19 protein-coding genes are annotated in these 24,725 nt (G+C 59.7%); 11 read left to right on the forward strand and 8 right to left on the reverse strand.

Annotation, left to right across the window (positions count from 1 at the left end; translation table 11 throughout):
• Positions 1-586: 586 nt before the first annotated feature.
• The gene (locus AAAX36_RS05795) at positions 587-1,468 is read left to right on the forward strand and encodes a hypothetical protein (RefSeq protein WP_250786980.1); all 882 of its coding nucleotides are present in this window, start codon (positions 587-589) and stop codon (positions 1,466-1,468) included.
• 242 nt (positions 1,469-1,710) lie between these two features.
• On the opposite strand, the gene AAAX36_RS05800 is transcribed toward AAAX36_RS05795, so the two are convergent.
• Entirely contained in the window at positions 1,711-2,274 is a 564-nt protein-coding gene (locus tag AAAX36_RS05800; RefSeq protein WP_070097113.1) for a ferritin family protein, read from the reverse strand.
• A gap of 253 nt (positions 2,275-2,527) precedes the next feature.
• On the opposite strand from AAAX36_RS05800, the gene AAAX36_RS05805 reads away from it, so the two are divergent.
• The 6 genes from AAAX36_RS05805 to AAAX36_RS05830 all read left to right on the forward strand — a co-directional run bounded on the left by AAAX36_RS05805 (position 2,528) and on the right by AAAX36_RS05830 (position 8,597).
• Positions 2,528-3,748 (forward strand): iron-containing alcohol dehydrogenase, encoded by a 1,221-nt coding sequence (locus AAAX36_RS05805; RefSeq protein ID WP_349074537.1) that lies wholly within the window; start codon positions 2,528-2,530, stop codon positions 3,746-3,748.
• Positions 3,749-3,757: 9 nt separating this feature from the next.
• Positions 3,758-5,137 carry an aldehyde dehydrogenase gene (locus AAAX36_RS05810; protein ID WP_349074538.1) on the forward strand — a complete coding sequence of 460 codons (1,380 nt, stop codon included), beginning with the start codon at positions 3,758-3,760 and terminating at the stop codon, positions 5,135-5,137.
• A gap of 425 nt (positions 5,138-5,562) precedes the next feature.
• Positions 5,563-5,889, forward strand: coding sequence for an HIRAN domain-containing protein (locus tag AAAX36_RS05815; RefSeq protein WP_349074540.1), 327 nt, complete (start codon positions 5,563-5,565; stop codon positions 5,887-5,889).
• Positions 5,890-5,907: 18 nt separating this feature from the next.
• Positions 5,908-6,087: a hypothetical protein gene (locus AAAX36_RS05820; protein WP_349074542.1), complete on the forward strand. Its 180-nt coding sequence runs from the start codon at positions 5,908-5,910 to the stop codon at positions 6,085-6,087.
• Positions 6,088-6,153: 66 nt separating this feature from the next.
• A complete protein-coding gene (locus AAAX36_RS05825) occupies positions 6,154-6,699 on the forward strand; it encodes a metallophosphoesterase (protein ID WP_349074543.1) in 546 nt (181 codons plus the stop codon).
• A 140-nt stretch (positions 6,700-6,839) separates the two neighbouring features.
• Positions 6,840-8,597 (forward strand): DUF2130 domain-containing protein, encoded by a 1,758-nt coding sequence (locus AAAX36_RS05830; protein WP_349074544.1) that lies wholly within the window; start codon positions 6,840-6,842, stop codon positions 8,595-8,597.
• A gap of 74 nt (positions 8,598-8,671) precedes the next feature.
• Here AAAX36_RS05830 and AAAX36_RS05835 read toward each other — a convergent pair whose 3' ends face one another.
• The 3 genes from AAAX36_RS05835 to AAAX36_RS05845 all read right to left on the reverse strand — a co-directional run bounded on the left by AAAX36_RS05835 (position 8,672) and on the right by AAAX36_RS05845 (position 13,493).
• Positions 8,672-11,353 (reverse strand): DUF3516 domain-containing protein, encoded by a 2,682-nt coding sequence (locus AAAX36_RS05835; RefSeq protein WP_349074547.1) that lies wholly within the window; start codon positions 11,351-11,353, stop codon positions 8,672-8,674.
• A gap of 309 nt (positions 11,354-11,662) precedes the next feature.
• On the reverse strand, positions 11,663-12,502 hold the full coding sequence (locus tag AAAX36_RS05840; RefSeq protein WP_349074548.1) for a methyltransferase: 840 nt from the start codon (positions 12,500-12,502) through the stop codon (positions 11,663-11,665).
• 118 nt (positions 12,503-12,620) lie between these two features.
• The gene (locus AAAX36_RS05845; RefSeq protein ID WP_349074551.1) at positions 12,621-13,493 is read right to left on the reverse strand and encodes a class I SAM-dependent methyltransferase; all 873 of its coding nucleotides are present in this window, start codon (positions 13,491-13,493) and stop codon (positions 12,621-12,623) included.
• 267 nt (positions 13,494-13,760) lie between these two features.
• Between AAAX36_RS05845 and AAAX36_RS05850 the strand changes: the two genes are divergently transcribed.
• From AAAX36_RS05850 to AAAX36_RS05865, 4 genes are all read left to right on the forward strand, one after another.
• Positions 13,761-14,483: a helix-turn-helix transcriptional regulator gene (locus tag AAAX36_RS05850; RefSeq protein ID WP_349074552.1), complete on the forward strand. Its 723-nt coding sequence runs from the start codon at positions 13,761-13,763 to the stop codon at positions 14,481-14,483.
• Complete coding sequence (locus AAAX36_RS05855) at positions 14,483-15,382, forward strand: DUF4097 family beta strand repeat-containing protein (RefSeq protein ID WP_349074553.1); 900 nt, start codon at positions 14,483-14,485, stop codon at positions 15,380-15,382. Before AAAX36_RS05850 ends, AAAX36_RS05855 begins: the two co-directional genes overlap by 1 nt.
• A gap of 95 nt (positions 15,383-15,477) precedes the next feature.
• Positions 15,478-17,385, forward strand: a complete 1,908-nt coding sequence (locus tag AAAX36_RS05860) for a tRNA uridine(34) 5-carboxymethylaminomethyl modification radical SAM/GNAT enzyme Elp3 (RefSeq protein WP_349074555.1) — start codon at positions 15,478-15,480, stop codon at positions 17,383-17,385.
• On the forward strand, positions 17,386-18,264 hold the full coding sequence (locus AAAX36_RS05865; protein WP_349074556.1) for a fused MFS/spermidine synthase: 879 nt from the start codon (positions 17,386-17,388) through the stop codon (positions 18,262-18,264).
• Positions 18,265-18,290: 26 nt separating this feature from the next.
• On the opposite strand, the gene AAAX36_RS05870 is transcribed toward AAAX36_RS05865, so the two are convergent.
• The 4 genes from AAAX36_RS05870 to AAAX36_RS05885 form a co-directional block, all read right to left on the reverse strand.
• Positions 18,291-20,735, reverse strand: coding sequence for a DEAD/DEAH box helicase (locus AAAX36_RS05870; RefSeq protein WP_349074559.1), 2,445 nt, complete (start codon positions 20,733-20,735; stop codon positions 18,291-18,293).
• 116 nt (positions 20,736-20,851) lie between these two features.
• Entirely contained in the window at positions 20,852-22,156 is a 1,305-nt protein-coding gene (locus tag AAAX36_RS05875) for an ATP-binding protein (RefSeq protein WP_349074561.1), read from the reverse strand.
• Positions 22,149-23,909, reverse strand: a complete 1,761-nt coding sequence (locus tag AAAX36_RS05880) for a TerB N-terminal domain-containing protein (protein WP_349074564.1) — start codon at positions 23,907-23,909, stop codon at positions 22,149-22,151. Before AAAX36_RS05880 ends, AAAX36_RS05875 begins: the two co-directional genes overlap by 8 nt.
• Positions 23,910-23,997: 88 nt before the next feature.
• Positions 23,998-24,714, reverse strand: a complete 717-nt coding sequence (locus AAAX36_RS05885; RefSeq protein ID WP_349074566.1) for a DUF554 domain-containing protein — start codon at positions 24,712-24,714, stop codon at positions 23,998-24,000.
• Between the last annotated feature and the right edge of the window lie 11 nt (positions 24,715-24,725).

The following is a 24,725-nucleotide window of genomic DNA, read 5'->3' on the forward strand; positions in this document are numbered from 1 at the left end:
ATGGCCTATTTCAGACTGTAATGGGCACTCTGCAACCTAAGTGAGTAGACTTTTAGCACTTTGGCGACCAGGAAGTTTTGTAACAAGCTATCTACCTGCGGTTTTGAAAAGCAGGATGACCGGCCTGCTCGGGATGTTCAAAAAAGTCTACTCACTTGCCGCGCAAAGCTCCTGCATGAGAAAAAAATGGGGTTTTCAACAGGGCTTCGCCCAGCTCTTGGCAAGCTTTTGGCCAGTTGGGGAGGGCTGTTGAAAACTTTGCAGTCCGTTCGGCGCCATTTTTGGTGCGTTCGCGCCAATGCGTGACTGACTGGGTTGAAATTCGTGTTTTCCTGTGCCTATGAAGGATCTACTTTGTGACATATCGGCTTTTAGGTACTGGCGTTTGCCTCCTCAAGTCCGCGCTTTGTGTCCGCCGCTTCCACGACCGGAAGAAGACCGGCAGCGATATGATCTCGCCCGCAACCCGACGGCTGCGGTCGCGCTCGGTTTTCCGTTGTATACATTGGTTCGGACGAGAAACAAACGGACTTGTCCAGCCAGCATTAGGCAGCGGCTGTTTCTTGGTGAGCTTCCCAGGGAATCCGTGCTGGAAACGGAGCATGGGTTTTTGATTACGTCTCCTCTACTGACGGCATTCATCATGTCGCGGCACCTGACGGATCTCCAGCTTCTTTTGGTATTGGCGGAGATGTATGGCTTGTTTGCGGTGTGCGCTCTGCCGGCGGCACTTGAGGCGGAGCTTTCGCGTGCAATTGATTCGGGCGCGATTTCGACAACGTTCGGTTGGGTGCGCTGCCCGTCCGAGGACGGCACCGCCTCAAATTTATGGCGTCGAGACGCTTTGGTTTTGGGCGGAGACCTTGACCGTTTTTGTTCAGATGTTTGCGGGGTGCGTTACGGCAATAGATTTATGGCGGTATCGCAACTCGTTCCATTGGGTGCCGCGTCGCCTTTTGAGGTCGAGGCGTATTTGCTACTTGCACTGCCGCGATCCCTGGGAGGCGAAGGTTTTTGCGACATAGAGCTTAATGTTGAAGTGATGCTAGGCACAAGTGCTCGAGCGATTGTGGGAAAGTCCCGTGTATATATCGACCTACTTCTTTCTTCACCGGACGGTAGGCGACAGGTGGCCATTGAATGTCAGGGAAAGGCCTCGCACGGACGCGCAGGGGATGGCTTGCGTGACGCTGACCGCATGACGGCCCTTCAGGCCATGGGCTACGATGTGCTTCTCCTGACACACAGACAGATATCGGATGAGGATAGATTCCGCGCGATCGTTAAGGCCATATGCAGGATGCTCGATGCTGAATATCGTGATAAAAGCTCGGATGAGCAAAGGGCTGAGATATTACTCCGGTCTGAACTATTCATTGACTGGACAAAATTGGGAGTAATCGACGGAAAGATGCCCGTTAGACACAAAATGGCTCGATCGTGGACGGCTGCGAATCTAAGTGAGTAGACTTTTGTCACTTTGGCGACTAGGTCGTTTTGAAACAAGGCATTTACCTGCGGCTTTATAAAGTGATATGGATGGTCTGCTCGGCAAGTTCCAAAAAGTCTACTCACTTAGTTTTTGACGAGAAACCTATGCCGAAGGCGGTCCTATTTCAGGTAGTTAACAAGTTTGTGAGGCACGAAAAAGGCCCGAACCAATACGGTCCGGGCCTCATTGAGCTAGAGGTTATGTCTCAGGCGTTTGGCTTAGCCAAAGTAGCGCTTGAGCAGGCCGGCGAAAGCCTTGCCGTGGCGGGCCTCGTCGCGAGCCATCTCGTGCACGGTGTCGTGGATGGCATCAAGGCCAGCGGCCTTGGCACGCTTGGCAAGATCGGTCTTGCCGGCGGTGGCACCGTTCTCGGCCTCAACGCGCATCTCGAGGTTCTTCTTGGTGGAGTCGGTCACGACCTCGCCCAGGAGCTCAGCGAACTTGGCAGCGTGCTCGGCCTCCTCGTGGGCAGCCTTCTCCCAGTACAGGCCGATCTCGGGATAGCCCTCGCGATGAGCGACGCGCGCCATGGCCAGGTACATACCGACCTCGGAGCACTCGCCCTCAAAGTTGGCGCGCAGGTCGGCAACGATGTCCTCGGAGACGCCCTCCATCTTGGCGACGCCCACGACGTGCTCGGCAGCCCACTCGAGCTGACCCTCCTCCTGCTTCAGGAAGCGAGAACCGGGAACGCCGCACTGGGGGCACTTGAAGTCCTCGGGCAGCTGGTCGCCGTCGAACTCTTCCACATAACCGCAAACGGGGCAAACAAACTTCATGATTCGATCCTTTCGATCGATGGCGATTGTGCGCTCGTCCGGTCCCGTAAGGGCCCTCTCCGGACGTGCGTCTTGACGAGTTCTATTATCCATAAATGCAACCAAATGTGAAGCCTATTAGGAATGATTTTTAATAAAACAATTTCGAGATATGAAGATGTTGATTGATTAACGATTGGGAGGCCGTCTGCGATCTTTGCTGAGTACAATCGGGCGAGCAAATGTTGACCTATCAACAAATGAAGGAGTTTCCTTTATGCATCTAGCCCGTCGTGCCTGGTGCCGAACATATCAGACGGTTTTTCGCATTGCATTGCCGATCCTGCCCTATACCGAGCCGCGCATTTTAGAGCATGCCGAGGATGTGCCCGCGGTGCTTCAAAAGCGCTCGATCCAGAAGGTCCTTATCGTGACGGATCCCGGCATTGCCCGTCTGGGGCTCACGGCACCGCTCGAGGCGGCGCTCGCATCCAGGGGGATTGGCGTTACGGTCTATGCCGAAACGCGTACAAACCCTACGGTTTCAAACGTGGAGGAAGCGGCGTCCCTGTATCGAGAGAGTGCCTGCCGGGCCATTATCGGCTTTGGCGGAGGATCAGCCATGGACTGCGCCAAGGGCGTAGGCGCACGCATTGCGCAGCCAAACAAGCCCATCAACAAGATGCGCGGCCTGCTGCGGATTCATCGTCGCCTGCCGCTGCTCATCGCCGTCCCCACCACGGCAGACACGGGAAGCGAGGTCACACTTGCGGCGGTAATTACCGATGACGAGACGCACTACAAGTACCCCATTAACGACTTTGTGCTTATTCCGCGCTTTGCGGTGCACGACCCCGAGTTTACGCGCGGTCTGCCCGCCTCCATTACGGGGCAGACGGGTATGGACGCCCTGACGCATGCCGTCGAGGCCTTTATCGGGCGAAGCACCACGCCCTATACGCGCAAGATGGCACGACAGGCGGTGCAGCTCATCCACGACAATTTGCTCGAGGCCTATGAGCATGGCGACGACATGCGTGCGCGTCGCAATATGCTTTCGGCGGCGTATAAGGCGGGAGTTGCCTTTACGCGCTCCTATGTTGGATACGTTCATGCCATCGCGCACAGTCTAGGCGGCCGATACGGAATTCCGCACGGTTTGGCCAACGCGATCATCCTGCCGCACATGCTTCGCGCTTATGGTGACGCCGCCGCCCCCAAGCTTGCCGATCTTGCTCGCATGGCGGGCATTGCGCCGGCTACCGCGCAGGACAGTCTTGCGGCCGAGGCCTTTATCGATTGGGTCGACCGCATGAACGAGGCCCTGGGAATCCCCAAATATGTCTCGGGTATTCGCCGCTCCGATATTCCGCAAATGGCGGCCCATGCCGATGCCGAGGCCAATCCCCTGTACCCCGTTCCACTTTTGATGGACCGCTCGGAGCTCGAGCATATGTACGAGGTCGTCGCGGGTGGTATGTTTGAGGACGAGAACTAGGAGGGTGCCATGAACACCGAGGAAATTGCGCGCATCGTCGGCGATCAGCGCGCCTACTTTAAGACGCACGCCACGTTTGATGTCGATGCTCGACGTCGCGCACTCGTGAGTTTACGCGATGCGGTGCGGGCCCACGAGGCCGATATCGCTCATGCGCTCAAGACCGATTTGGGAAAGTCGCATGACGAGGCCTATATGTGCGAGATTGGCACATCGCTTTCCGAGATTCGACATCAGATTGCGCATGTGGCCCGATGGAGTCGTCCGCGCCTGCGTCCGTGCGGCCTCGCTAACGCCGTGAGCGTGTGCAAAACGCAAACCGTGCCCTATGGCGTCACGCTCATCATGGCGCCCTGGAACTATCCGTTTTTGCTGACGCTCGAGCCGCTCGCTGGCGCCCTTGCCGCGGGCAATACCGTGGTCATCAAGCCGAGCGCCTATGCTCCGGCATCGAGCGCGGTGCTCAGGCAAATCTGTGAAGAGGCATTTGATCCGCGCCTGGTGACGGTTGTCGAGGGCGGGCGCGCCGAGAACGAAGCGCTGCTCGATGAGCACTGGGACAAGATCTTCTTTACCGGTAGCGTTCCGGTTGGCAAGCTCGTCATGGAGCGCGCAAGTAAAAACCTTACGCCCGTGACGCTTGAGCTGGGCGGAAAGAGTCCCTGCATCGTGGATGCGACGGCAAACTTGAAGGTCGCGGCACGGCGCATCGCCTTTGGTAAATGGCTCAACGTGGGGCAGACCTGCGTGGCGCCCGACTACCTGCTGGTCGATACGCGCGTGCACGACGAGCTGCTGGGCCTCATCAAGGAAGAGGTCCGCCGTATGTTTGGCGAGCATCCGCTCGATAACGAGGATTACGGGCATATCGTCAACGCCAAGCATTTTGCGCGCGTGCGCGGGCTGATCGATCCCGATAAGGTCGTGCTTGGAGGTGCCGCGCGCGAGGCTTCGCTCAAGATTGAGCCGACAATTTTGGACGGCGTGACCCCCGATGACGCCGTGATGCAGGAGGAGATCTTCGGTCCCATCTTGCCGGTGCTGACGTTTGAGAGCCTAGACGAGGCCGAAGCGTTTATTACGGATCGTCCGACGCCGCTGGCCCTGTATATCTTTAGTCAGGATCGCGCAGTTCAGCAGCGCTTCGTGCGTTACGTGCCCTTTGGCGGTGGCTGTGTCAACGACACCATCATGCACTTGGCTACGAGCCATATGGGCTTTGGCGGCATGGGCGCGAGCGGTATGGGGCAGTACCATGGCCGCGAGAGCTTCGATACGTTTAGCCACAAGAAGAGCATCGTGAACAAGGCAACTTGGCTGGACGTGCCGTTTCGGTATGCGCCCTACGCAAGCTGGAAGCACAAGTTCGTGCGCATGTTTGTGCATTAGAAAAGGGCGCAGGTAATACGAACAAGTGTTCCTATTACCTGCATTTTGCGTTAGACTACTGTTATGGAGCACGGATGGGCCAACTCCCTTTAGAAGGGATTTGGTATGAACGTAAGCGATGTTATTTCGTTATTGGCGTTGTTGATTGCGGCTATCGAACTCGGTCTGTTTATCGGCCGAATGAAATAGCCGCCCCCGCGTAAGCGAAGACGGCCACTTCTCACGATGAAAACGTGTATCGGAGTTGGCAAGACCCGCGGCAACGGGTACCATCCGTGTTCCTATCTTATCTGCAAGCGTTCTGTCGCGCAAGCGTTGAGGCAAACGATTGAAGGACGCAGGCAGGATGTATTTGTGTCCGCACGGGACCGTAGACTTCTCAATAAGGTTACACACCGGTTTATCCGGCCGTTAGAGGAGCTGCTATGTACGAGCCTTCGCGTGTTCTTCTGTCATTTCACATTGCAGGATTTCAGTATGCCGATGGCGCCTTGGTCTTGGGCGATCTTAAAGCGGGCGATAAGCTGGCGCTGTGTGCCGAGCGCGATAATCCCCATGACCCTGAGGCGGTTGCGATCTATTACGGCAACACCAAGCTTGGCTATGTTCCGGGAAACGAGGTCGGCCCACTGTCCTTGATGATGTATTACGGCCACGAGGACGTATTTGAGGCTCGCGTGCAACAGGTTGCTCCCGAGCGCAGCCCGTGGCACCAGGTACGCGTTGGCCTCTATGTGGTGGATGCTCGCTAGTCGGCAAGGGAGGCGGCCATGTTTGATGACGACGACCTATTCAATCTGACAGACGATTCGTTTGAGTGGGATCTGCTACTCGATGACGATGAGTTGGAGCAGGACCGTAGGAAACGGCAGGACAAGAAAACTCAGGGTGACGCTTCGAAAAAGCGAGACAAGCGCCGCCGCGGACTGTTCGGTGGGCTCTTTGGCTAACCGCCGCATCGCTGTGTCTGTATACTTAGCACCAGTTTGACGCGTTGCGAAATGAGGACATAGACGATGATGTGGTTTACCGCCGACCTGCACCTGGGCGATACGAATATCTTGCACGAAATGGATCGGCCGTTTGATTCGGTCGAGGAGATGAACCGCAAGGTCATCGATGCCGTCAATGAGTGCGTGGCGGCGGACGACCGTCTCTATATTCTGGGTGACTTTACTTATCGTTTGCCCCTGGCGGAGGCGGTGCGCCTGCGCGAACGCATCGAATGCCAGAACGTAACGCTCATCCGTGGTAACCATGACGGCGACTGGGAAGATCCCGACACCCCGCAGATTTGGGAAGACGTGCACGATTACCTGGAGATTGCTCCCGGCTATGCCAAGGGCCATCGTCTGGTGATGAGCCATTACCCCATGCTCAGCTGGAATGGTAAGGCGCGTGGCGCCATCATGCTACACGGGCATATCCACAGCAGAGGAGACCGCACCAACGCACGCAACCGCGATCGCGAGCGCCCCATTTACCGCTACGATGTGGGCCTCGACGCCAACGAGTACAAGCCCGTAAGCCGCGACCAGATTCTTAGCTTCTTTGGGCTATAGGGCGCCAGAACCACCACAATAGGGATAGGCGCCTTTGTGGTGGTTCTGGCGCCGTTGCCATTATGGCGGCGGCGCCTTTTTTGTCCGTGCGGCGCGGTAGAGTGTAGGCGGTTGAAATTTGCGTCCATCGAGGAGCTGCTATGAATGAGATCAAGTGCCCGCATTGTGGCGAAGTCTTTAAGGTCGATGCATCCGGCTATGCGGATATCGTCAAGCAGGTGCGCGATGCCGAGTTTTCGCGCGACTTGGATGAGCGTGTGAAGGCAGTCCAGCGCGAGGGCGAGCAGGCGCTGGAGCTTGAGCGCTCGCGTTCGACGGCTGCTTTGCAGGAGGCAGAGTCTCAGCGCAACGCTCAGCTCGTTGAGCAGAAGAACGCTGCGGCTCAGCAACTGGCACAAGAGGTTGCCAAGCGCGATGCTGAGCTTGCCGAGCTGCGCGCTAAGCTCGAGGGCGCTGCCGCAGAGCGCGAGAGTGCAAGCCAGCGCGCGGCGGTAGAGGCACGAGCCAATGCTCAAAAGGAAAATGCCGAACTCCAGCGTGAGATTGATAGCCTGCGTGCGCAGCTTGGGCGCAAAGATGACGAAGCAAAGCTTGCCGAGTCGGCGGCGCGCAACGCTGCTCAAAACGATTTAGCTGCGCGCGACGCTCAGATTGCTGAGCTGCAGGCCAGGCTCGCCGCGGCGGACAAAGCCCAGGAGATGGCGCTTGCCGCTGCCGCGGCAGAGTCGCAGCGTGAGCTCGATGCCGCTCGCAGCGAGGCCGAGCGCGCGCTTACTGACTATCGCGCGAAGGCGCAGGAGAAGTTTTCCGCCGCAAAGGCTCAGTCCGAGCAAGAGGCCGAGGGCCTGCGTGCCCAGCTGCGCGAGCAGGAACTGATGGCAAAAATGAACCTGTCAGAGGCGGTCGCCGCGGCGGAGCGAGAGCGCGATGAGGCACGTGCCAAACTGACGAGCGAGCTGGCAGTGCGCGATTCTCGCGAGGAACAGGCCAAGGCGGCACACGAGCTCGAGCTTGCGCAGGCCAAGCGTGCGAGCGATGACCTGATTCGCTACAAGGATGAAGAGATCGAGCGCCTTAAGGACATGAAGGTCCGCCTGTCCACCAAGATGGTGGGCGAGTCGCTCGAGCAGCACTGCGAGACCGAGTTTAACCGTCTGCGCATGACGGCGTTTCCTAACGCGTACTTCGAGAAGGATAACGATGCGTCCGAGGGCACCAAGGGCGACTTTATCTTCCGCGAGTGCGACGCAAGCGGTAACGAGGTCATTTCGATTATGTTCGAGATGAAAAACGAGAACGACGAGACCGCGACCAAACATAAAAACGAGGACTTCTTTAAGAAACTCGATCACGATCGTCGCCAGAAAGGCTGTGAGTACGCGGTGCTCTGCACGTTGCTCGAACCCGAGAGCGAGCTTTACAACGCCGGCATCGTGGACGTGAGCTATCGCTACGAGAAGATGTACGTGATTCGCCCACAGTTCTTTATTCCCATGATCACGCTTCTTCGCAACGCCGCCATGGGTTCGCTGCGCTATAAGCAGGAGCTGGCGGAGTACAAACAGCAGAATATCGACGTCACGAACTTCGAAGCCAAGATGGAAAAGTTCAAGAATGATTTCGGTCGCAACTACGAGATCGCGAGCCGAAAGTTCCAAACGGCGATTGATGAGATCGACAAGACGATTAGCCATCTGCAGAAAACCAAGGAGGCGTTGCTGTCCTCCGAGAACAATCTGCGCCTAGCCAACAAGAAGGCCGACGATCTTACCATTCGCAAGCTCACGTGGGGCAACAAGACCATGAAAGCAGCGTTTGACGAGGCACGCGGGGCTGCGACAGAGACAAACGATGAGCCAGCCGAGGCGGATTCGTATGAGGTCGAGGATGCCGAGTAAGGCATAGCGTATAGTGCAAAAGTGGGGCCGCTGGCGATATTGCCAGCGGCCCCGTTTCGTTCCGGTAAGTTCGGCTAGACTTCGAGCAGGTCCTCGATAAAGCCGACACGGTAGTTTTTGAAGATGACCTCGCCGCCGTCTTGCGTGGCGTCCAGGTCGACATCGCCCATGATGCCAAAGTCGTGGTCGCCATCCTCGTCGGCAAAGATCTGGTGCACGTGCCATACGTGCGCGGTCTTCTCGTCGGACTCGTCAATGGAAAACATCGCGGCGCTGCGGGCATCTCCGTCGGTGAGGATCTCCTCGTGCTGCTCATGGTAGGCATCGAGCGCCTTTTGCCAGCGGATTTCGCTCATGCCCCAGTCGTCGTCGAGCTCGCCCAGGTCGCGAACGTGCTCGCGAGCGGCAAGGGTCACGCGGCGGAAGAGCGCGTTGCGCACCAACAGCGTGCAGCCGCGGCGGTCCGCCACGACCTCGTCGATGCCCTGCGGCGGCGCGGCGTCGAGGGCTGCCGGGTTGCCGGCGTTCTCCCACTCGTCCACCAGGCTCGAGTCCACCGAGCGCACCACAAAGCCCAGCCACGAGATAATGTCGCGCAGGCGCTCGTCGCGCTTCTCGATGGGCACGGTGCGGTCGAGTGAACGGTAGGCCTCGGCTAGGTAGCGCAGCAGAATGCCCTCGGAGCGGGCGATGCCGAGCTTTTGAATGTAGCCCTTAAAATCGCTCGCGCCTTCCAGCATATCGCGCAGGACGCTCTTGGGAGAGAGCTGATAGTCGTTTGCCCAGGGCACTTCCTGGCAGTACTTGTCAAAGGCGCCGTCGAGCAAATCCTCGAGCGGCTTTTCGTACGTGACGTCTTGAATGCGCTCCAAGCGCTCCTCATACTCGACGCCGTCAGCCTTCATTTCGGCCATCGCGCGGTCGCGCGCGGCGCGCTCCTGTGCGCGCAGCACCTGCTTGGGGTCCTCGAGCGTTGCCTCGACCATCGAGATTAGATCCATGGTATAGGTCTCGCTCTCGGGATCGAGCAGCTCCAACGCGGCAAGCAAGAACGGCGAGAGTGGCTGATCGAGCGCGAAGTCCTCGGGCAGATCGACCGTCAGCGCATAGTCGATGTCCGGTGCGGCGTCAGCCGGGGCGTCGGGTGCGGGCGGCACCTCGGTGCGAACGACAACGCCGGAATCGATGAGCGTGGCGAAGATTTCGTCGGCGCGAACCTCGAGCTTGGCCTTTTCTTCGGGGGTCTGCAGGCTCGTCTCGATGAGGTCGTGTACGCGGGCGCGGGCATCGCCGCCCTGTTCGACCACGCTAATCACCATGGAGTGCGTGATGCGCAGGCGCGGCTTAAGCGTCTCGGGCTGCGTCTCAATCAGGCGCTCAAAGGTCTGCTTGTTCCAGGTGACAAAACCCTCGGGGGCTTTTTTCTTTTTAATCTTACGGAGTTTTTTGGGGTCGTCGCCCGCCTTGGCCATGAGCTTGGCGTTCTCGATCTCGTGCTCCGGGGCCTCGGCGATTACCATGCCCTCGGTATCGAAGCCCGAGCGGCCGGCGCGACCGGCAATCTGATGGAACTCACGGGCGCGCAGGCGACGCATCTTGTAGCCGTCGAACTTGGTGAGCGCGGTGAGCACCACGGTGTGGATGGGTACGTTGATGCCGACGCCGAGCGTATCGGTGCCGCAGATGACGGGCAGCAGGCCCTGCTGCGCCAAGCGTTCGACCAGGAGGCGATAGCGCGGCAACATGCCAGCATGGTGCACGCCGACGCCGCATCCAAGCAGGCGTTTGAGAATCTTACCAAAGGCCGTCGAGAAGCTCGTTCCCTTTGCTGCTTCTTTGATGGCCTCGCGTTGCTCCTTGCTGGCGATGCCAAAATTGGCGAGCGACTGTGCCGTCGCAAGGGCGGCATCCTGGCTAAAGTGCACGATATAGAGCGGGGCCTCGCCGCGGCGCATGGCGAGCTCGACGGTGCCCTCGAGGGAGGTCGTCACGTAGTCGTAGCTCAGCGGCACGGGGCGTGGGGCATCGACGACCAAGTCGCAGGTAGCGCCGGTGTGTTCCTCGAGCGAGGCGGCGATGGCAGTGACATCGCCGAGCGTGGCGCTCATGAGCATGAATTGCGTGTGAGGCAGGGTGAGCAGTGGCACCTGCCAGGCCCAGCCGCGGTCGGGGTCGGCAAAATAGTGGAACTCGTCCATGGCGACGCAGCCCACGTCGGCGCCCTCGCCCTCGCGCAGTGCATCGTTGGCAAGGATTTCTGCCGTGCAGCAGATGACGGGCGCCTTGGTGTTGATATGCGTGTCGCCGGTGATCATGCCGACGTTATCGCGGCCGAGCACCTGCACAAGGTCGAAAAACTTTTCGCTGACCAGAGCCTTGATGGGGGCCGTGTAATAACAGCGCTTGCCCTGCGCCATGCCCATAAAGAGCATGCCCAGCGCGACGAGCGATTTACCCGATCCGGTCGGTGTTCCCAAAATGACGTGGTCGCCGGCAGCCAGGTCCATGAGGGCCTCTTCTTGGTGGTCCCACAGCTCAATGCCACGGTCGCTCGTCCATTCAAAGAAGCGTTCGAAGGCCTGATCGGGCGTGAGCCATGGTTCGGGCTCGCTGCCGTCCTCGGGCTCCCACCAGGTGGGGGAGAGCGCGCCGAGTGAGCCGAACTCGGCTTCGGTTCCCGTGCCGCCCGAGAACGAGCTGGCGGCCCCGGCGCCGGAGACGGTGCTGGCAGCGGTATCTGTCGTGGTCTGTGCCATGTGGTTGCTTTCTCTCGCGATTGTCCGCCAACTATTATGGCGTAGCGGCGGCGCGGGGTGCCAGTGCGCGAGAAAATGCAGGAAATGGGCGTTCTGCCCAGCCGTTTGGTGCGGTTGCCAGCTAAGTGAGTAGGCTTTTTGCAATATCGCGAGCACATGGCTTTTGCGCAAGGGCTCTACCTGCGGTTTTATGTTTCGCTATGCGGGCTGTGCTTGGCTATTGCAAAAAAGTCTACTCACTTAGGCTTGAGGGCCGTTCGCTAGCGCCTATTTGCGTATGTTTGCCGACGCCGCGACCATCAGAAGCCCCTAGGACTCTTGCGGCAGGCGCTTCTTGCCCTTGCGGGCACGGTTTCTGAAGTTCTCGACGGCCTCTTCCATGCCGAGAGGCACGTAGGTGAGCTCATCGAGGTTTTCGGGCAGGTAGCAGGCAAGGCTTTGCTCCTGCGCGCGGCCCGCCGCGAGCTGCTCTTCGATGGGTTCCGCGCCGGGCGTAGCGCAAATGCCATAGACGGCGGCGCCCATCTCGCGCGTGCGGCATTCATATTCGGTCTCGGGATGCTCGGGATGGTCGCGGCGGACGTCGTCACTTACCCAAAGCGTATCGTAGCCGGCTGTGGCAAACTGTCCCAGGGCGTAATCGCGCAACGGTTTGCTGTCGGTTCGCAGCGTTACGGTGGCGCCGGCTGCAAAGAGCGGGCGATAGAGCATCAGATGGTCGACATGGACGAGGCGCTTTTTGGCGTACTTGGCCTTGGGCTGCGGCGTGGGAAAGTTGATGGTGATGACATCGAGCTCGCCTGCGGCAAACAGCTGCGGCAGCGATGCGGCGCCTCGGGGCAGGACGAGTGCGTTGGTCAGTTCCTGCTCGCAGATTTTCTGTGCGGCATAGGCGATGCAGATGGGCTCCTGGTCCATACCGATAAAGAGGGTGTTTGGCTCGTGGACCGCGCGCTCTACAAGGTACGTTCCCTTGCCACAGCCAAGATCCAGGTGAAGGTGTTCAAAGGGCTTGCTGCCTGCGGGCGCACAGGCCTTGCGCCAATCTCCGGCATAAGCCTCGGGGTTTGTCTCAATCGCATCGGCGTAGCGTTCCAGGCGCTCCTCGAGCACAAAGTTCTTAGGCGTGCGAACGTGGATGGCTCCCATGAGGCTCCTTGGTCATAAGTATGGAACGCATAGCTGCACGTTCCGTCAATGGATTGAAAAAGGGCGGGCATAGTTTGCCCGAAAGACGCGGTGCGGCTCGACGGCGAGTCGTCGGTGCCTACAGGCGCTTGAGAATCACATAGCGGTTGAGATCGCCGCTGCGACCGTCAGCATGGAAGCGCTCAAGCTCGCGCACGGGGACCTCGCCGCTCTTGTAGAACGTACGGACGCCGCGCACCAGGTCGGTGATCTGCTGATCGTCAAAGTGATGGCAATAACGGTAGGCGTGACGGTCGTTTTGCCAGCCAATGAGGTGGTCGCCGGCTTCAAACTGCGCGGAATCGTAACCCTCAAACGGCGGGGTGAGCTCGGCGCGGGCTTCGGCGCGAACGGCCTTGCGCGCCATGCGCTCGTCGTTCATAAACTCCCAAAAACTGATAGCGATGATGCCGCCCGGGCGCGTCTGGCGCACCAGGGCGTCGAGCACGCGTACACGATACTCGCATGACGGCACGTGGTGCATAAAGCCAAAGCAGACCGAGATGTCGGCGAGCGGTGCGTCGAAAAGGACATCGGGCGTCTCGGCGGGATTGAGCTTCATGAGGGCATCGAGCGCGTCGAGTTCCTGGAAGTGCAGGTTGGGAATGCGCAGGGCGTGGCCATGTGCATCGATAGCCAAATCTTGACACGAGTCGACACCATAGAACTCAAACGGGCAGCTGGCGTCTGCCGAGGGGTTTGCGCCGTCGACGCCCTTGGCGGCAAGTGCGCCGCCGGCGGCAAAGTTCTCGAATCGCATATTGCCGCAGGCAAGATCGAAGACGCGGACGGGATGCTCGATCGTGGCGACGTCGAGCTGTTCGAGCGCGATGTCCATGGTGCGCACCCAGCCGGGCCACGGGGCTTGGCGCGTATCGGAAAAGGAGGCGGAGTGCTCGCGATAGAACGTGTTATTGAGCTGGATGAGCGATGAGGCGAAATCGCGGTTCACGGCGCGGAACTCCCTCCGTTGGCGGTGCGGAATAAACAGTACGACCATACTACCGTTAACGCCGCAACGGGGACAACCAAGCTACGGGTCATTGCTTTGTTTGGACACATTTCCGCAGCTCATATGCACCCGCAACCGCCGGTTGTCAAAAATCTCACTAGAATAGGTGGCATGCTTTTGGCGGTGGCGGATAGATTTTTAACTGTGCAAGGCGCCTTAAGAACAAAAACGGTCCGGCGGCACGGCTGGCATCACATAGGAGGAACCATGAATGTAGAAACTGCGCAGCGGCTCGCCGACCTTCGCCGCAGCAAGGGCTTTAGCCAAGAAGGGCTGGCGCGAAAGCTGGGGCTGTCGCGCCAGGCGGTCAGTAAATGGGAGCGTGCGGAGAGCTCGCCCGATACCGAGAACCTGATCTCGCTCGCCAAGCTCTATGGTGTGAGTCTGGACGAGCTGCTCAATCCGAGCGATGAGATTGAGGACGATATCGAGTTTGAGAACGAGGACCGCGCTCGTCAGCGCGAGGCCGAGGCGGCAGAGCGCGCCCGCACCCATGAGGCGGCGGCGCGCGCCACCGAGGCGGCAACGCAGGCAAGTGACGCGGCAGCCAAGGCGGCGCAGGCGGCAAGCTGGAGTGCGCAGGCCGCCAATGCCGCTACGGCACAGGCGACGAGTGGCGGCGCAGTTGGCCCGACTCCGGTGAAGGGCCCGTTCCAGTCGTTCCCGTATTGGGCCGTGTGCTGGCTGCTGTTCTTTTTACTGATGTTCCTGTTTGGTGCCTGCCCCTTTGCTGCGCTGATCTTCTTCACGATTCCCATCTATCACTGGGTGGCGCGTGCACTCGATGGTGATTGGGCGCGTGGGGATATTCAGGTTGGTCCGGCACCGGTGGCGGTCAGGGCCCAGGGGAAGGATACTTCTGCGGAACCTGATGCTGACGTGGCTACCGCGGCCACCGCTGAGCCATGTGCCAAAGAAGGTGACGAATGATGAAGCTTTCGCATGAATCCAAGCTGCGCCTGGGCGTCGGCATCGGAGCGTTTGTACTGATTATCGGGCTTGTTTTTGGCGTTTCGCGGACTTTGATTCATTTTGATGGCCCGTGGGATCTCGACGATGTTATACCCGGCTTGTCCGGTATGGACGATGTGGTTGATGACGACGATTTTATGAACGATGGCGGTAACTATTCCGCTCGGCCTCAGCAGCTTTCGTGTACGACCTTTGATGCCGATGAGTTTCGCTACCTCGATTTCGATATCGATGCGGCTACGGTGGACGTCAAGGTTATTGATGGTAACAAGGCTCGCGTTATCGAGCGGGGACGCGTTGCCAATGGTATGGATGCCTCCAAGGCCGCGACGCAGAACATCGCATCCGTCGAGGACTCGACGCTCAAGGTTTCCCAGTTTGGAAGTGATGACGGTAAGGCAATCGATCGCTCAGTTACGGTCGAGCTGCCGCGCCGTGTTGCCGAACATCTGAAGGGAGTCAACGCGCACGTGGGCTCGGGTGATCTGCAGATTGCCGGTGTCACCTGTGATGGTTTCGACCTTTTCCTGGGTGCGGGAGATGTAGAGTTTGCGGGCAGCGTGAGTGATGCGCTCAGTGCTGAGGTCGGTTCGGGCGATGTGACGTTCGAGCTCTACCAGGCCCCCGCGAAGTCGATGGACGTGAGTGTGGGCTCGGGTGACGTGGAGATGACGGTTCCGAACTCGACGGGCTTTAAGGCGAGCCTCACCTTGGGAAGCGGCGACTTCGAGAGCGATTTCCTTCCGCTTGACTACGACGGCGAGACCATTTTGGATCTTGAATTCGATAACGGCGATAAGTCTGCCACGTATCGTTTTGAGGTCGGTTCGGGCGACATGTCGTTTGATTCGGAGTGACAGCGGTTTCGGAGATCGGTACATATAGGCATGCTCTTTGATGGAGGCGCCGGAGCCGTGACGGGCTCCGGCGCCTTTGCCTTTACAATGGGGTCATGGAACAGATTATCTTGAACATACTCGAGGCTCTGCGTTGCGGCGAGACCGTAGACGACAAGGTTCTCGTCAAACTGATACATGCCGAGGCGCGCCGTGAGGGTGCCGATAAGCGCGATCTGGCCAAGCGCCGTCTGCTGCCGTTCTACCAGCGGGTTAAACGTGAGGATCCGGCTCGTTGGGATGGATGGAATGTCGATGCCGAGCTGGAGCGTCAGCTGCTACAGGTGCTGCGCATGAAGCCACGCCGCACGGCTTCGGGCGTGGCGACCATTACCGTCATCACCAAGCCCTGGCCCTGTTCGGGCGATTGCCTGTTTTGCCCCAACGATCTGCGCATGCCCAAGAGTTATCTGCACGCCGAGCCGGCGTGCGCCCGTGCGGAGCAAAATTGCTTTGACCCGTATCTGCAGGTGAGCGCTCGTCTGACCGCGCTTTCGCAGATGGGGCATGCGACCGACAAGATCGAGCTTATCGTGCTCGGCGGTACTTGGAGCGACTACCCGGAAGGCTATCAGACCTGGTTTATGTCGGAGCTCTTCCGCGCGCTCAATGACGATGCCGTGGCCGGTGTGGCGGCTAACCCCATGCTGGCCCGTCCGGGCATCAGCCGTGTCGAGGCGGGGCGCCTGCTCGACGATGCTCCTGCCGATGCGCTGCCGCCGGCGGTGGCGGAGCGACGTGAGCGCTATCGGGCTGCCGGCATTGCGACCGACGAGTGTGAGCTTGCGGCAGGTATTGCTGGCGAACAGGAGCGTGTGGATGCTGCCGTGGGCGGCTATAACCGCGCGGTGCGTCGTCTGTACGGCCCCGGTACGCCGTGGGGCGAGGTTGCCAAGTGGCAGACGGCAACGATGGAGGAGCTCGAGCGTCAGCAGCGCATCAACGAGACGGCGAAGCATCGCGTGGTGGGGCTCGTTATCGAGACGCGCCCCGATGCCGTAACGCCGCAGGCCCTCACGCTCATCCGCCGCCTGGGTTGCACCAAGATTCAGATGGGTATCCAGAGCCTCGACCAGCACCTGCTCGATATCAACGAGCGTCGCATTTCGGTGGCTCAGATCGAGCGGGCGTTTTCGCTTGCGCGCCTGTTTGGCTTTAAGATCCACGCGCACTTTATGCTCAACTTGCTGGGCGCCACGCCCGAGGGGGACAAGCTCGACTACGAGCGCTTTATGACCGAGGGGGCCTTTATGCCCGACGAGGCCAAGGTCTATCCGTGTGCGCTCATCGAGGGCTCGCGTTTGGTGGGCTGCTACGAGCGTGGCGAGTGGCGTCCCTATACCGAGGAGGAGTTGCTCGACGTATTGGCCGACGACATCGTGGTGACGCCGGCGTTCTGTCGTATTAGCCGTATGATCCGTGACTTTAGCTCCGACGACATCATGGTGGGCAACAAGAAGCCCAACCTGCGCCAGCTCGTTGAGAACCGCCTGGCTGCTCGGGGTGACGGTGCGACAGTGCGTGAGATTCGCTATCGCGAGATCAGCACGGCGGGCGCCGACTTGGATGAGCTATCTCTTGATGAGGAAGTGGCGTACGAGACGCCGGTGACTTACGAGCGCTTTTTGCAGTGGGTGACGCCGCAGGGCAAGATTGCGGGCTTTTTGCGGTTGTCGCTGCCCGACCATTCGTTTGTTGCCGCGCATGCGGACGAGTTGCCGACGACGCCGGACGAGGCGATGATTCGCGAGGTACACGTGTATGGCATGGCGGCACGCGTGGGGGATCAAGGCCAGGCGGCGCAGCATCACGGGTTGGGGCGTTTGCTCGTAGAGCGTGCGTGCGAGATTGCCCGGGATGCGGGTTATGCGCGCATCAACGTGATCAGCGCGATTGGCACACGCGAGTACTATCGCCATCTTGGGTTTTATGACCATGGCCTTTATCTGCAAAAGGAGCTCTAGATGAACAAGCCGAGTGTTCCTGCCGGTGTCGTTGCCGGCGTTGCCCTGGGAGCCGCGGCGCTTGGTGCGGCCGCTGTCGCTGTTCGTGCTGCCTGTCTGCAGGTTGCGCGAACCCGCAATGGGTTGGCGCGTGTGAAGCGCGTGCACGACGAGGGCGGCGATGAGATTCGCGTGCTCGTGCAGGGCGGCGTCTACCAAAGCGCAAGCTACGTTGGCGAGCGTTGGGCGGAGCCCGTCTTTGCGTACTATCGTGCGTTTGACGACGTGTTTGAGTCCGAGGATGCGATGCGTGACGCTTGTGGTCACGGTATCGACCGCATGCTTATGCTGGGCGGTGGCGGGTTTGCTTATCCTAAGTTCGCCCTGATGTCGCACGAGGGCTTGCGCATGGACGTCATCGAGTATGACGGAGAGATTACGCGCCTGGCGCGCCGTTGGTTTTACCTGGATGAGCTGGAGCGCGCGGCGGGCGATCGCCTGCGGGTGATAATCGCTGAGGCTCGCTCGTATCTGGGTGTGACGAGCGTGGGCCATCGTCGCTACGACGTGGTCGTGAGCGATTGCTTTGGCGGTGCCGAGCCCGTGCGCGAGCTGGCGACGGTTGAGGCGTTGCGTTTGGTGCGAGGCAGCCTGAACCCCGGGGGTATCTACGCGGCCAATATCGTGAGCGCAAACGAGGGGAGCGACGTGACGTTCCTGCGCGACTGCGCTGCCACGGCGCTCGAGGTATTCGCCCACGCCTGGGTGGTCCCATGTGGCGATGCGGAGTTCGGCGGCGAGGAGAACTACCTGCTCATTGCCAGCGACGGTGACTACGCCTTTGCCGAAGCCGTGCCCTTCGACGCCGACTTCCTCGGCACCGTCCTTCACGACAAGTAAGTCTCCCCGTCCCAAAAAGACTGGTCTTAGGCGTGGTCGCGCCAGCCGAGAACGCGCTGCTTCATGCCTTCGATGTCGAGCACGCCTTCGGCAAAGCCTTTGCGCACGAGCTCTTCTGGAACGAATTCGTCGTACCGATCAAAGTAAGGCACCTCGCCGGGATAGACGAGGTCGATGGGGTCGAAGTCTTTCTCGGCTTCGGCGGCGAGCACTTCAAAGAACGTCTCCTCGTCGGCCTTCATCTTAAACTGCATAAAGTACGGGCGTGACGGGTCGAGTCCGCGAAGGCCCAACTCAGCGGCGCATTTGATTTTAAGCATGCGCTCGAGTGCTAGGAAGGCGTAGCTGCCTAACCAGGGGAAGAGCACCCAGGTGTCGCCACCCAGGTTGATGAGCGGCTTAGTTCCCGCGCCCGAAATCTCGGCGGTATGACGAGCTTGTGCCAAGCGAGCCCGTGCGTTACCCATGAGGTACGGATATGTCGCGTGCTCGTTGAGCGTCTTGCGCATGCGCTCGAGTACGTGTGTATTGATGTCACCGGGGCAGTCGCCAAAGTAGGCTGGCACACGACCCTTGACCTGCGTGGCGAAGACGGTGTGGCGCTTCCAGTCCACTTCCTCGACAATCCAGCAGTGTCCGGCGATGGCGATGCGCTCACCGGGCGGTGGCGGGTTGACGATCGTGCCCAATTCGGCCGACTCGCTACGAACGGTGAACTCCTCGTTTTCCTGGAACACGGCGTAGAACTTAAAGTTGTTGATGATGCGCTCGCCCGCGAGACCCACGATGAGCCCGCCGCCTTTGGTGACCTGGATGTGGTCGATCTTAATGAGGTGACGCAGCAGCACGCGATAGTCATCGGCCGAGATACGATGGAAATAGCTCAGTGTGAGCACGCGCTGGGCAAGTTCGGCCGGCGTGAGCTCTCCGGTGCTGGCGAGGGTCGACATGGTCTGGTGATAGAGCAGACTGTAGGGGAGTCGATCGAGCTCAGGCGGCTCGACCCACTTTTCCTCGCGATAGAGCTGTACGAGCGCGATGCCCTGCAGGAGCTTCCACGGAATGGTCTCGGGCATCATCGTGCGCGGCTCGGGCTCTTCCTCGCGCATGACGAACCACATCTCGGGTGGAAGATCGCGGCGTCCCGTGCGGCCCATACGCTGCAAAAAGGAGCTGACGGTAAACGGCGCATCGATCTGAAACGCACGTTCCAGACGGCCGATATCGATACCGAGCTCCAGCGTAGAGGTGGTGACGGTTGTCTGCGCCTGCTCCTCGTCGCGCATGAGCTCCTCGGCCGTCTCGCGCAGCGATGCCGAAAGGTTGCCGTGATGGATTAGAAAGCGGTCGGGCTCGTGTCGACTTTCGCAGTAGCTGCGCAGCATGGAACACACGGCCTCTGCCTCCTCACGCGAGTTGGCAAAGATCAGGCACTTGCGGCCGCGCGTATGCTCAAAGATATAGCCCATACCGGGGTCGGCGTTGTCGGGCGCCGTGTCGGTGGGGTTGAGAAGCGCCTGCTCGGTCGCTCGTGGGATGTCGACTTCGCCCTCGGGGGCCGAGGAAGTGCGACGGTCTTTGGGAGCGGCCTTGCCCCGTGCCCGCTCACGACGTTGACGGCGTTCCTCCTGTGTAAGCTGTCCACTGTGGCGCACGTCTTGGGCGCCAGCCGGCAGCGCCGCGGGCGCCGCCGGCTCAATACGCTCGCAAGCAAGCATCTCGGCTTCTTGTGGACCCGTGCTCTCGAATCCCCGCTGCTGTGCCTGGGGACCCGAGTTGTAGAAGTGCTCCATGGAGATGCGCCACACGCGGCGCGGTTCCTCAAAGCGGGGGATGATGCAATCGCGTCCTGTTCCCTGTGAGAGAAAGGCGCCCGTGCGCTCGGGGTCGCCGATGGTGGCAGAAAGGCCGATGCGGCGGGGCTGCACGCCCGCCATGCGCGAGAGGCGCTCGATAAGGCAGAGCGTCTGACCGCCGCGGTCGCCGCGCATGAGCGAATGAACCTCGTCGATAACCACATAGCGCAGGTCGCAGAACATACGAGGGATTGCCATGTGCTTATGGATCAGGAGCGCCTCGAGCGACTCGGGCGTAATCTGCAAGATACCGCTCGGTTTTTTGATGAGCTTAGCCTTGTGCGACTGCGAAACATCGCCATGCCAGTGCCAGACGGGGATATCGGCCTCTTCGCACAGGTCGTTGAGGCGGACGAACTGATCATTGATGAGTGCCTTGAGGGGGCCGATGTAGAGGGCGCCAACGCTCGCGGGCGGGTTCTCCCAAAACTCGGTCAGGATGGGAAAGAAGGCTGCCTCGGTTTTGCCGGAAGCCGTGGATGCCGTCAGGAGCACATTGTCCTGAGTGTTAAAGATGGCATCAGCTGCTGCAACCTGGATGGAGCGTAGACTCTCCCAATCGTGGGAGTAGATGAAGTCTTGGATAAACGGGGCGTAGCGGTCAAAGGCGTTCACGGGGCCTCCTTTCAAAAACGAATCTCTCAACGCGGTGGGCAGTGGCTTGCTGCATTACTGCCTCGACGTTTGCCCAGATAAAACCTGCCAAAATAAACCTGTCCCTTTTTGGCAGGTTAGATGGTGAATTCGGCGAAGTTGCGGTCGCCGCCTGCGGTGCCGGCGTCGCCTGTTGCGGCTGCCGGCGCCAGCGCGTCGCCGCCGACGCTTTGCAGCAACTCGGCCACATTTGCATCGGGGTTCTGACACAGGATATCGAGCAGCTCGATAAAGTCACGAATGACCTCACGGGGCGTCAGGTGCGTATCGGCTCCCACGCGGCCAAACTCAATCTTGAGAAAGTTCACCAAGTCGTTCTCGGTAAGCGTGGGCGTCCAGCCAAAGTAGCCGGCATGGATCTGCATGAGCTTTTCGATGAGCACCAGCAGCTCCTCGTAGGTGAGCGGCTGCAGGCGGATGATGGGCGCGAGCATGTCTTTGAGATCATCTCGCGCAAAGCGACCCTGAGCGAGTCGGCTGCGCAGAGCTTCGTAGGAGAACACGCCGCGGCGGCGGTCTTCGATGGAGGTTGGCGTGCCGCCCATGATCATGCCCAGGTACTGTGCCTTGCCCTGGAGTGTGTCGTTGTACATGGTCAGGATTTTCTCGTAGTTGTACTGGCGCGTGATAGCGTTGGGAATCTTATACAGATTCACGAGCTCGTCGATGAGCACCAGCATGCCCTTGTAGCCGCTGCAAACCAAAAAACGCGCGATGAGTTTGACGTAGTCGTACCAGTCGTCATCGCTGATGATGGTTGAGGACCCCAGTTCGGCGCGAGCCTCGCTCTTGGTGCGGTATTCGCCGCGGATCCATTTGGTCACGCGGCTCATAGCCTCTTCATCGCCCTCGGATACGGCCATGCGATAGCGGCGGAGCATGCGGGTGAAGTCGAAGCCGTGGACCATCTCCTCTAGTGGAGCGAGTTGGGCATTAACGGCAGGCTCGTCGGCGTCGGCACACGAGGCGACCCAGCGATCCAAAATAAGGTTGAGCGCACCGCCCTCGGGACGCGTCTTGGTCGATATATTGCGGATGAGCTCGCGGTAGGTGGCGAGGCCCTGTCCCTGACCGCCCTGCAGACGGCGCTCGGGCGACAGGTCGGCATCAGCGACGACGAATCCCTCGCCCATGGCATGCGTTCGGATGGTCTGAAGCAAGAAGCTCTTGCCGGCGCCGTAGCGACCGACTAAGAAGCGGAAGCTCGCGCCGCCATCGGCGATGAGACTCAAATCGGTGAGCAGGGCGCGAATCTCGACCTCGCGACCCACGGTGATATAGGGAAGGCCGATGCGCGGGACCACGCCGCCCTTGAGCGAGTTAAGGATAACGGCGGCGACGCGTTTGGGTACACGGGGCGCTGCGGATGCGGTATCACTCATGGTCTAGGTATCCTCTCACGTCTGCTTCGTAGTCCTCGATAATCTGCGGCCCTGCCGCGCTAAATTCAATTACGGTGTCGCCCACCAGGTCAAAGAGCGCCTCGTTGATGCTGTCGACGAGCATGTCCTCGCTCTGCCCCGATTGCACTACCGCCGATTCCGCCTGTACTGCGTTGTGCTCGAGCAGCGCGCGGAGATAGGCGTCTGCGGCAGGCGTGAGTTCGTTCGTGGCGTCAGCGGGCGCAACAGCTGCGAACGCGGGCGTCGGCGCGAGAAGCGGTGCCACGACACCAAACTGTTCGGTGGATATGGTTGGCTCGTCGGTCTTGTCCTGCCGAATGGGTGCCGCGACCGCCTCGACAATCGCGTCGACTACGGGCTCGGCTTCCGGTTGCCCTGAGTCCGCTGCCTCGACTTCCACAGGCGCGCTGTCCTCGCGCTCTTCATCGATCAAAAGCGCTTCACGCGTTTGCGCGGCGGCGCTTCGAATGTGCCCCAGCTGACTCAGATCGATATCGATCTTGACGGGCTGGTGTGCGGCGTCCCACGAAAGCCATGCCATGATCTCGTCATCGATAATCTTGGCCAGATATTTGGGGACCTTTTCTTCCTTAAGGGGATGGGCGGGGTCCAGCGCCAGGCGCAGGCGTTGGTCGCAGGCGCGCATCATTTCACCGAGCTTGCTGCTCTTTTGCCTACTGCCATGGATACGCATGCATTCCCAAAAGCCGTTTTGGCAACGGTAGATATGGATAGGATCCAGGCGGTATTCGCAGTCCTCGTGGCGCTCGGGCGCAAAGAATACGGCCGAGGCAAACATGGTGTAGGGCATGGCCGTCTCCTCCCCAAATAAACTCGCCACGATGCCGGTCTTTCGGTGCGTGTCATAGTAGCGCGCCATACGGACATACACGGCGCATGCCACGTGGCGCAGGTCGCGATGGTGGGAACGGTCGAGCCGTGAGTTATTCAGGTTGTACGTGGAGAGGGCGTTTATAGCGGTCATGAGTCGCTCCTCGCCTGCCTCGTCGGGCGGAAGGGGGAGCGTGGGCTCGGAGGTTTTGCGACGCTTGGGGACTTGGGCCGACGGCGTCGGTGTAGGTGCAAGGTCTCGAGCCGCGCGGCGCAGCTCGATGAGGGCGTTGTCGAACATGACGGTTTTAGAGTCGCGAAGCAGCTTGGGGTCGAGTCCGTGGAACACGGCGTAGTCCTGCAGCCACACGCGTGCAAACCGGTCGATGCCGGGCTCGAAGGCGCGGTAGGCATCCCAAAAGGCCTTGATTTTGTTAAAACCATCGAGTGGGTCATCTACGCCAATGCCACAGATCAGCTCATAGAGATACAGGAAGGCAAAGGACGTAGACGTTTCCTCGACGGTTCCGCGGCGCACTTGTGCACGCCAGGTAAAATAGCCACGCAACTGCCGATCGCTCATGGCGTTATAGGTGGGAAAGTACGACTTGAACGTACCGTTGTAGGGGCAGTCGTCCTCAAAGTCGGCCATCAGCAGGCCCTGGCGGTAAAAAAGCTCGGCTTCCGAAAGCCAGCGACCCGCGCCGCCTTTGGGGTCATCCTGCCAGCGCGATATCTCGCGCATCTTGCGGTATTGGTCGGGAAGGAAGTTCTGCATCTGACGACCGGTTTTGAGAATTGGCTCGTCAGCATAGACTTCGTTTGAGAAGCGAGCAGACTGATGGGTCCGGGCCTCGGCCATAATGCGCTCGATGAGCATCTTGATGTCCTGGTCGGCCACCGTCTCTCCTCTCCTAACGCAGCTTCGGTGACCTCATATCATAGCACAGCATCAAACAGGTGTTCGAGATACCGTTACGTAGATAGATTTAGAACAGGAGGGCATAGATGACGGCTATGACAACGGAGGGGAGCATATTGGCCGTGCGGAAGGTCTGAGGACGGATGAGGTTGACTCCGACGCAGAAGATGAGCATAGAGCCCACGAGCGATAGGCTGTCGAGGGCGGCGGCGGTCATGATGGGGGAGAGCGCGCCGGCAAACAGCGTAATCGTTCCCTGGAATACGGCAACGGGAAGGGCGGAGAAGATGCAGCCGCGGCCGAGTGAGGCCGTCATGGTGCAGACGATGATGCAGTCCAGCGCTCCCTTGAGGGCGAGCGTGGACCAGTCGCCGAGCAGGCCGTCTTGGATTGATCCCACGATAGCCATGGCACCGATACAGACGGTCAACGATGTCGAGACAAAAGCGTTGGTGAACTCGTTATCGCCCTCGCTGCCGGTTTTGCGCTTGAGCCATTCGCCAAGGTTCTCGATGGCGGCTTCCAAGTTGACGGCCTCGCCGATGAGCGAACCGAGCGCAAATGAGACGATGAGCATGGTGGTACCGGTGGTCGCCAGCGCCTTCCCATCGATAAGGAGCATCTTTTGCATGGTGCCGCCAAGGCCGATAAACAGGACGCACAGCCCCGATGCTTTCATGAGCGTGTCTTGGATGCGCGGTGTAATGAAGCGGCCGCCCGCTAATCCTAAAAGACCGCCCGCAACTAAAAGCACAACGTTGATGATTGTTCCCAAGCCCGGCATGAGCCCTCCTG

Origin of the sequence: Collinsella sp. CLA-ER-H10, assembly GCF_040092475.1 — a bacterium.
In the GTDB taxonomy this organism is placed as follows: Bacteria; Actinomycetota; Coriobacteriia; order Coriobacteriales; family Coriobacteriaceae; genus Collinsella.

Excerpts from the sequence above, each read along its gene's own strand:
- AAAX36_RS05820 (WP_349074542.1), top strand. The coding sequence starts at position 5,908 with ATGTTTGATGACGACGACCTATTCAATCTGACAGACGATTCGTTTGAG.
- AAAX36_RS05875 (WP_349074561.1), bottom strand. The coding sequence starts at position 22,156 with ATGAGTGATACCGCATCCGCAGCGCCCCGTGTACCCAAACGCGTCGCC.
- AAAX36_RS05805 (WP_349074537.1), top strand. The coding sequence starts at position 2,528 with ATGCATCTAGCCCGTCGTGCCTGGTGCCGAACATATCAGACGGTTTTT.
- AAAX36_RS05855 (WP_349074553.1), top strand. The coding sequence starts at position 14,483 with ATGAAGCTTTCGCATGAATCCAAGCTGCGCCTGGGCGTCGGCATCGGA.
- AAAX36_RS05850 (WP_349074552.1), top strand. The coding sequence starts at position 13,761 with ATGAATGTAGAAACTGCGCAGCGGCTCGCCGACCTTCGCCGCAGCAAG.
- AAAX36_RS05840 (WP_349074548.1), bottom strand. The coding sequence starts at position 12,502 with ATGGGAGCCATCCACGTTCGCACGCCTAAGAACTTTGTGCTCGAGGAG.
- AAAX36_RS05815 (WP_349074540.1), top strand. The coding sequence starts at position 5,563 with ATGTACGAGCCTTCGCGTGTTCTTCTGTCATTTCACATTGCAGGATTT.
- AAAX36_RS05885 (WP_349074566.1), bottom strand. The coding sequence starts at position 24,714 with ATGCCGGGCTTGGGAACAATCATCAACGTTGTGCTTTTAGTTGCGGGC.
- AAAX36_RS05825 (WP_349074543.1), top strand. The coding sequence starts at position 6,154 with ATGATGTGGTTTACCGCCGACCTGCACCTGGGCGATACGAATATCTTG.
- AAAX36_RS05860 (WP_349074555.1), top strand. The coding sequence starts at position 15,478 with ATGGAACAGATTATCTTGAACATACTCGAGGCTCTGCGTTGCGGCGAG.
- AAAX36_RS05835 (WP_349074547.1), bottom strand. The coding sequence starts at position 11,353 with ATGGCACAGACCACGACAGATACCGCTGCCAGCACCGTCTCCGGCGCC.
- AAAX36_RS05830 (WP_349074544.1), top strand. The coding sequence starts at position 6,840 with ATGAATGAGATCAAGTGCCCGCATTGTGGCGAAGTCTTTAAGGTCGAT.
- AAAX36_RS05865 (WP_349074556.1), top strand. The coding sequence starts at position 17,386 with ATGAACAAGCCGAGTGTTCCTGCCGGTGTCGTTGCCGGCGTTGCCCTG.
- AAAX36_RS05810 (WP_349074538.1), top strand. The coding sequence starts at position 3,758 with ATGAACACCGAGGAAATTGCGCGCATCGTCGGCGATCAGCGCGCCTAC.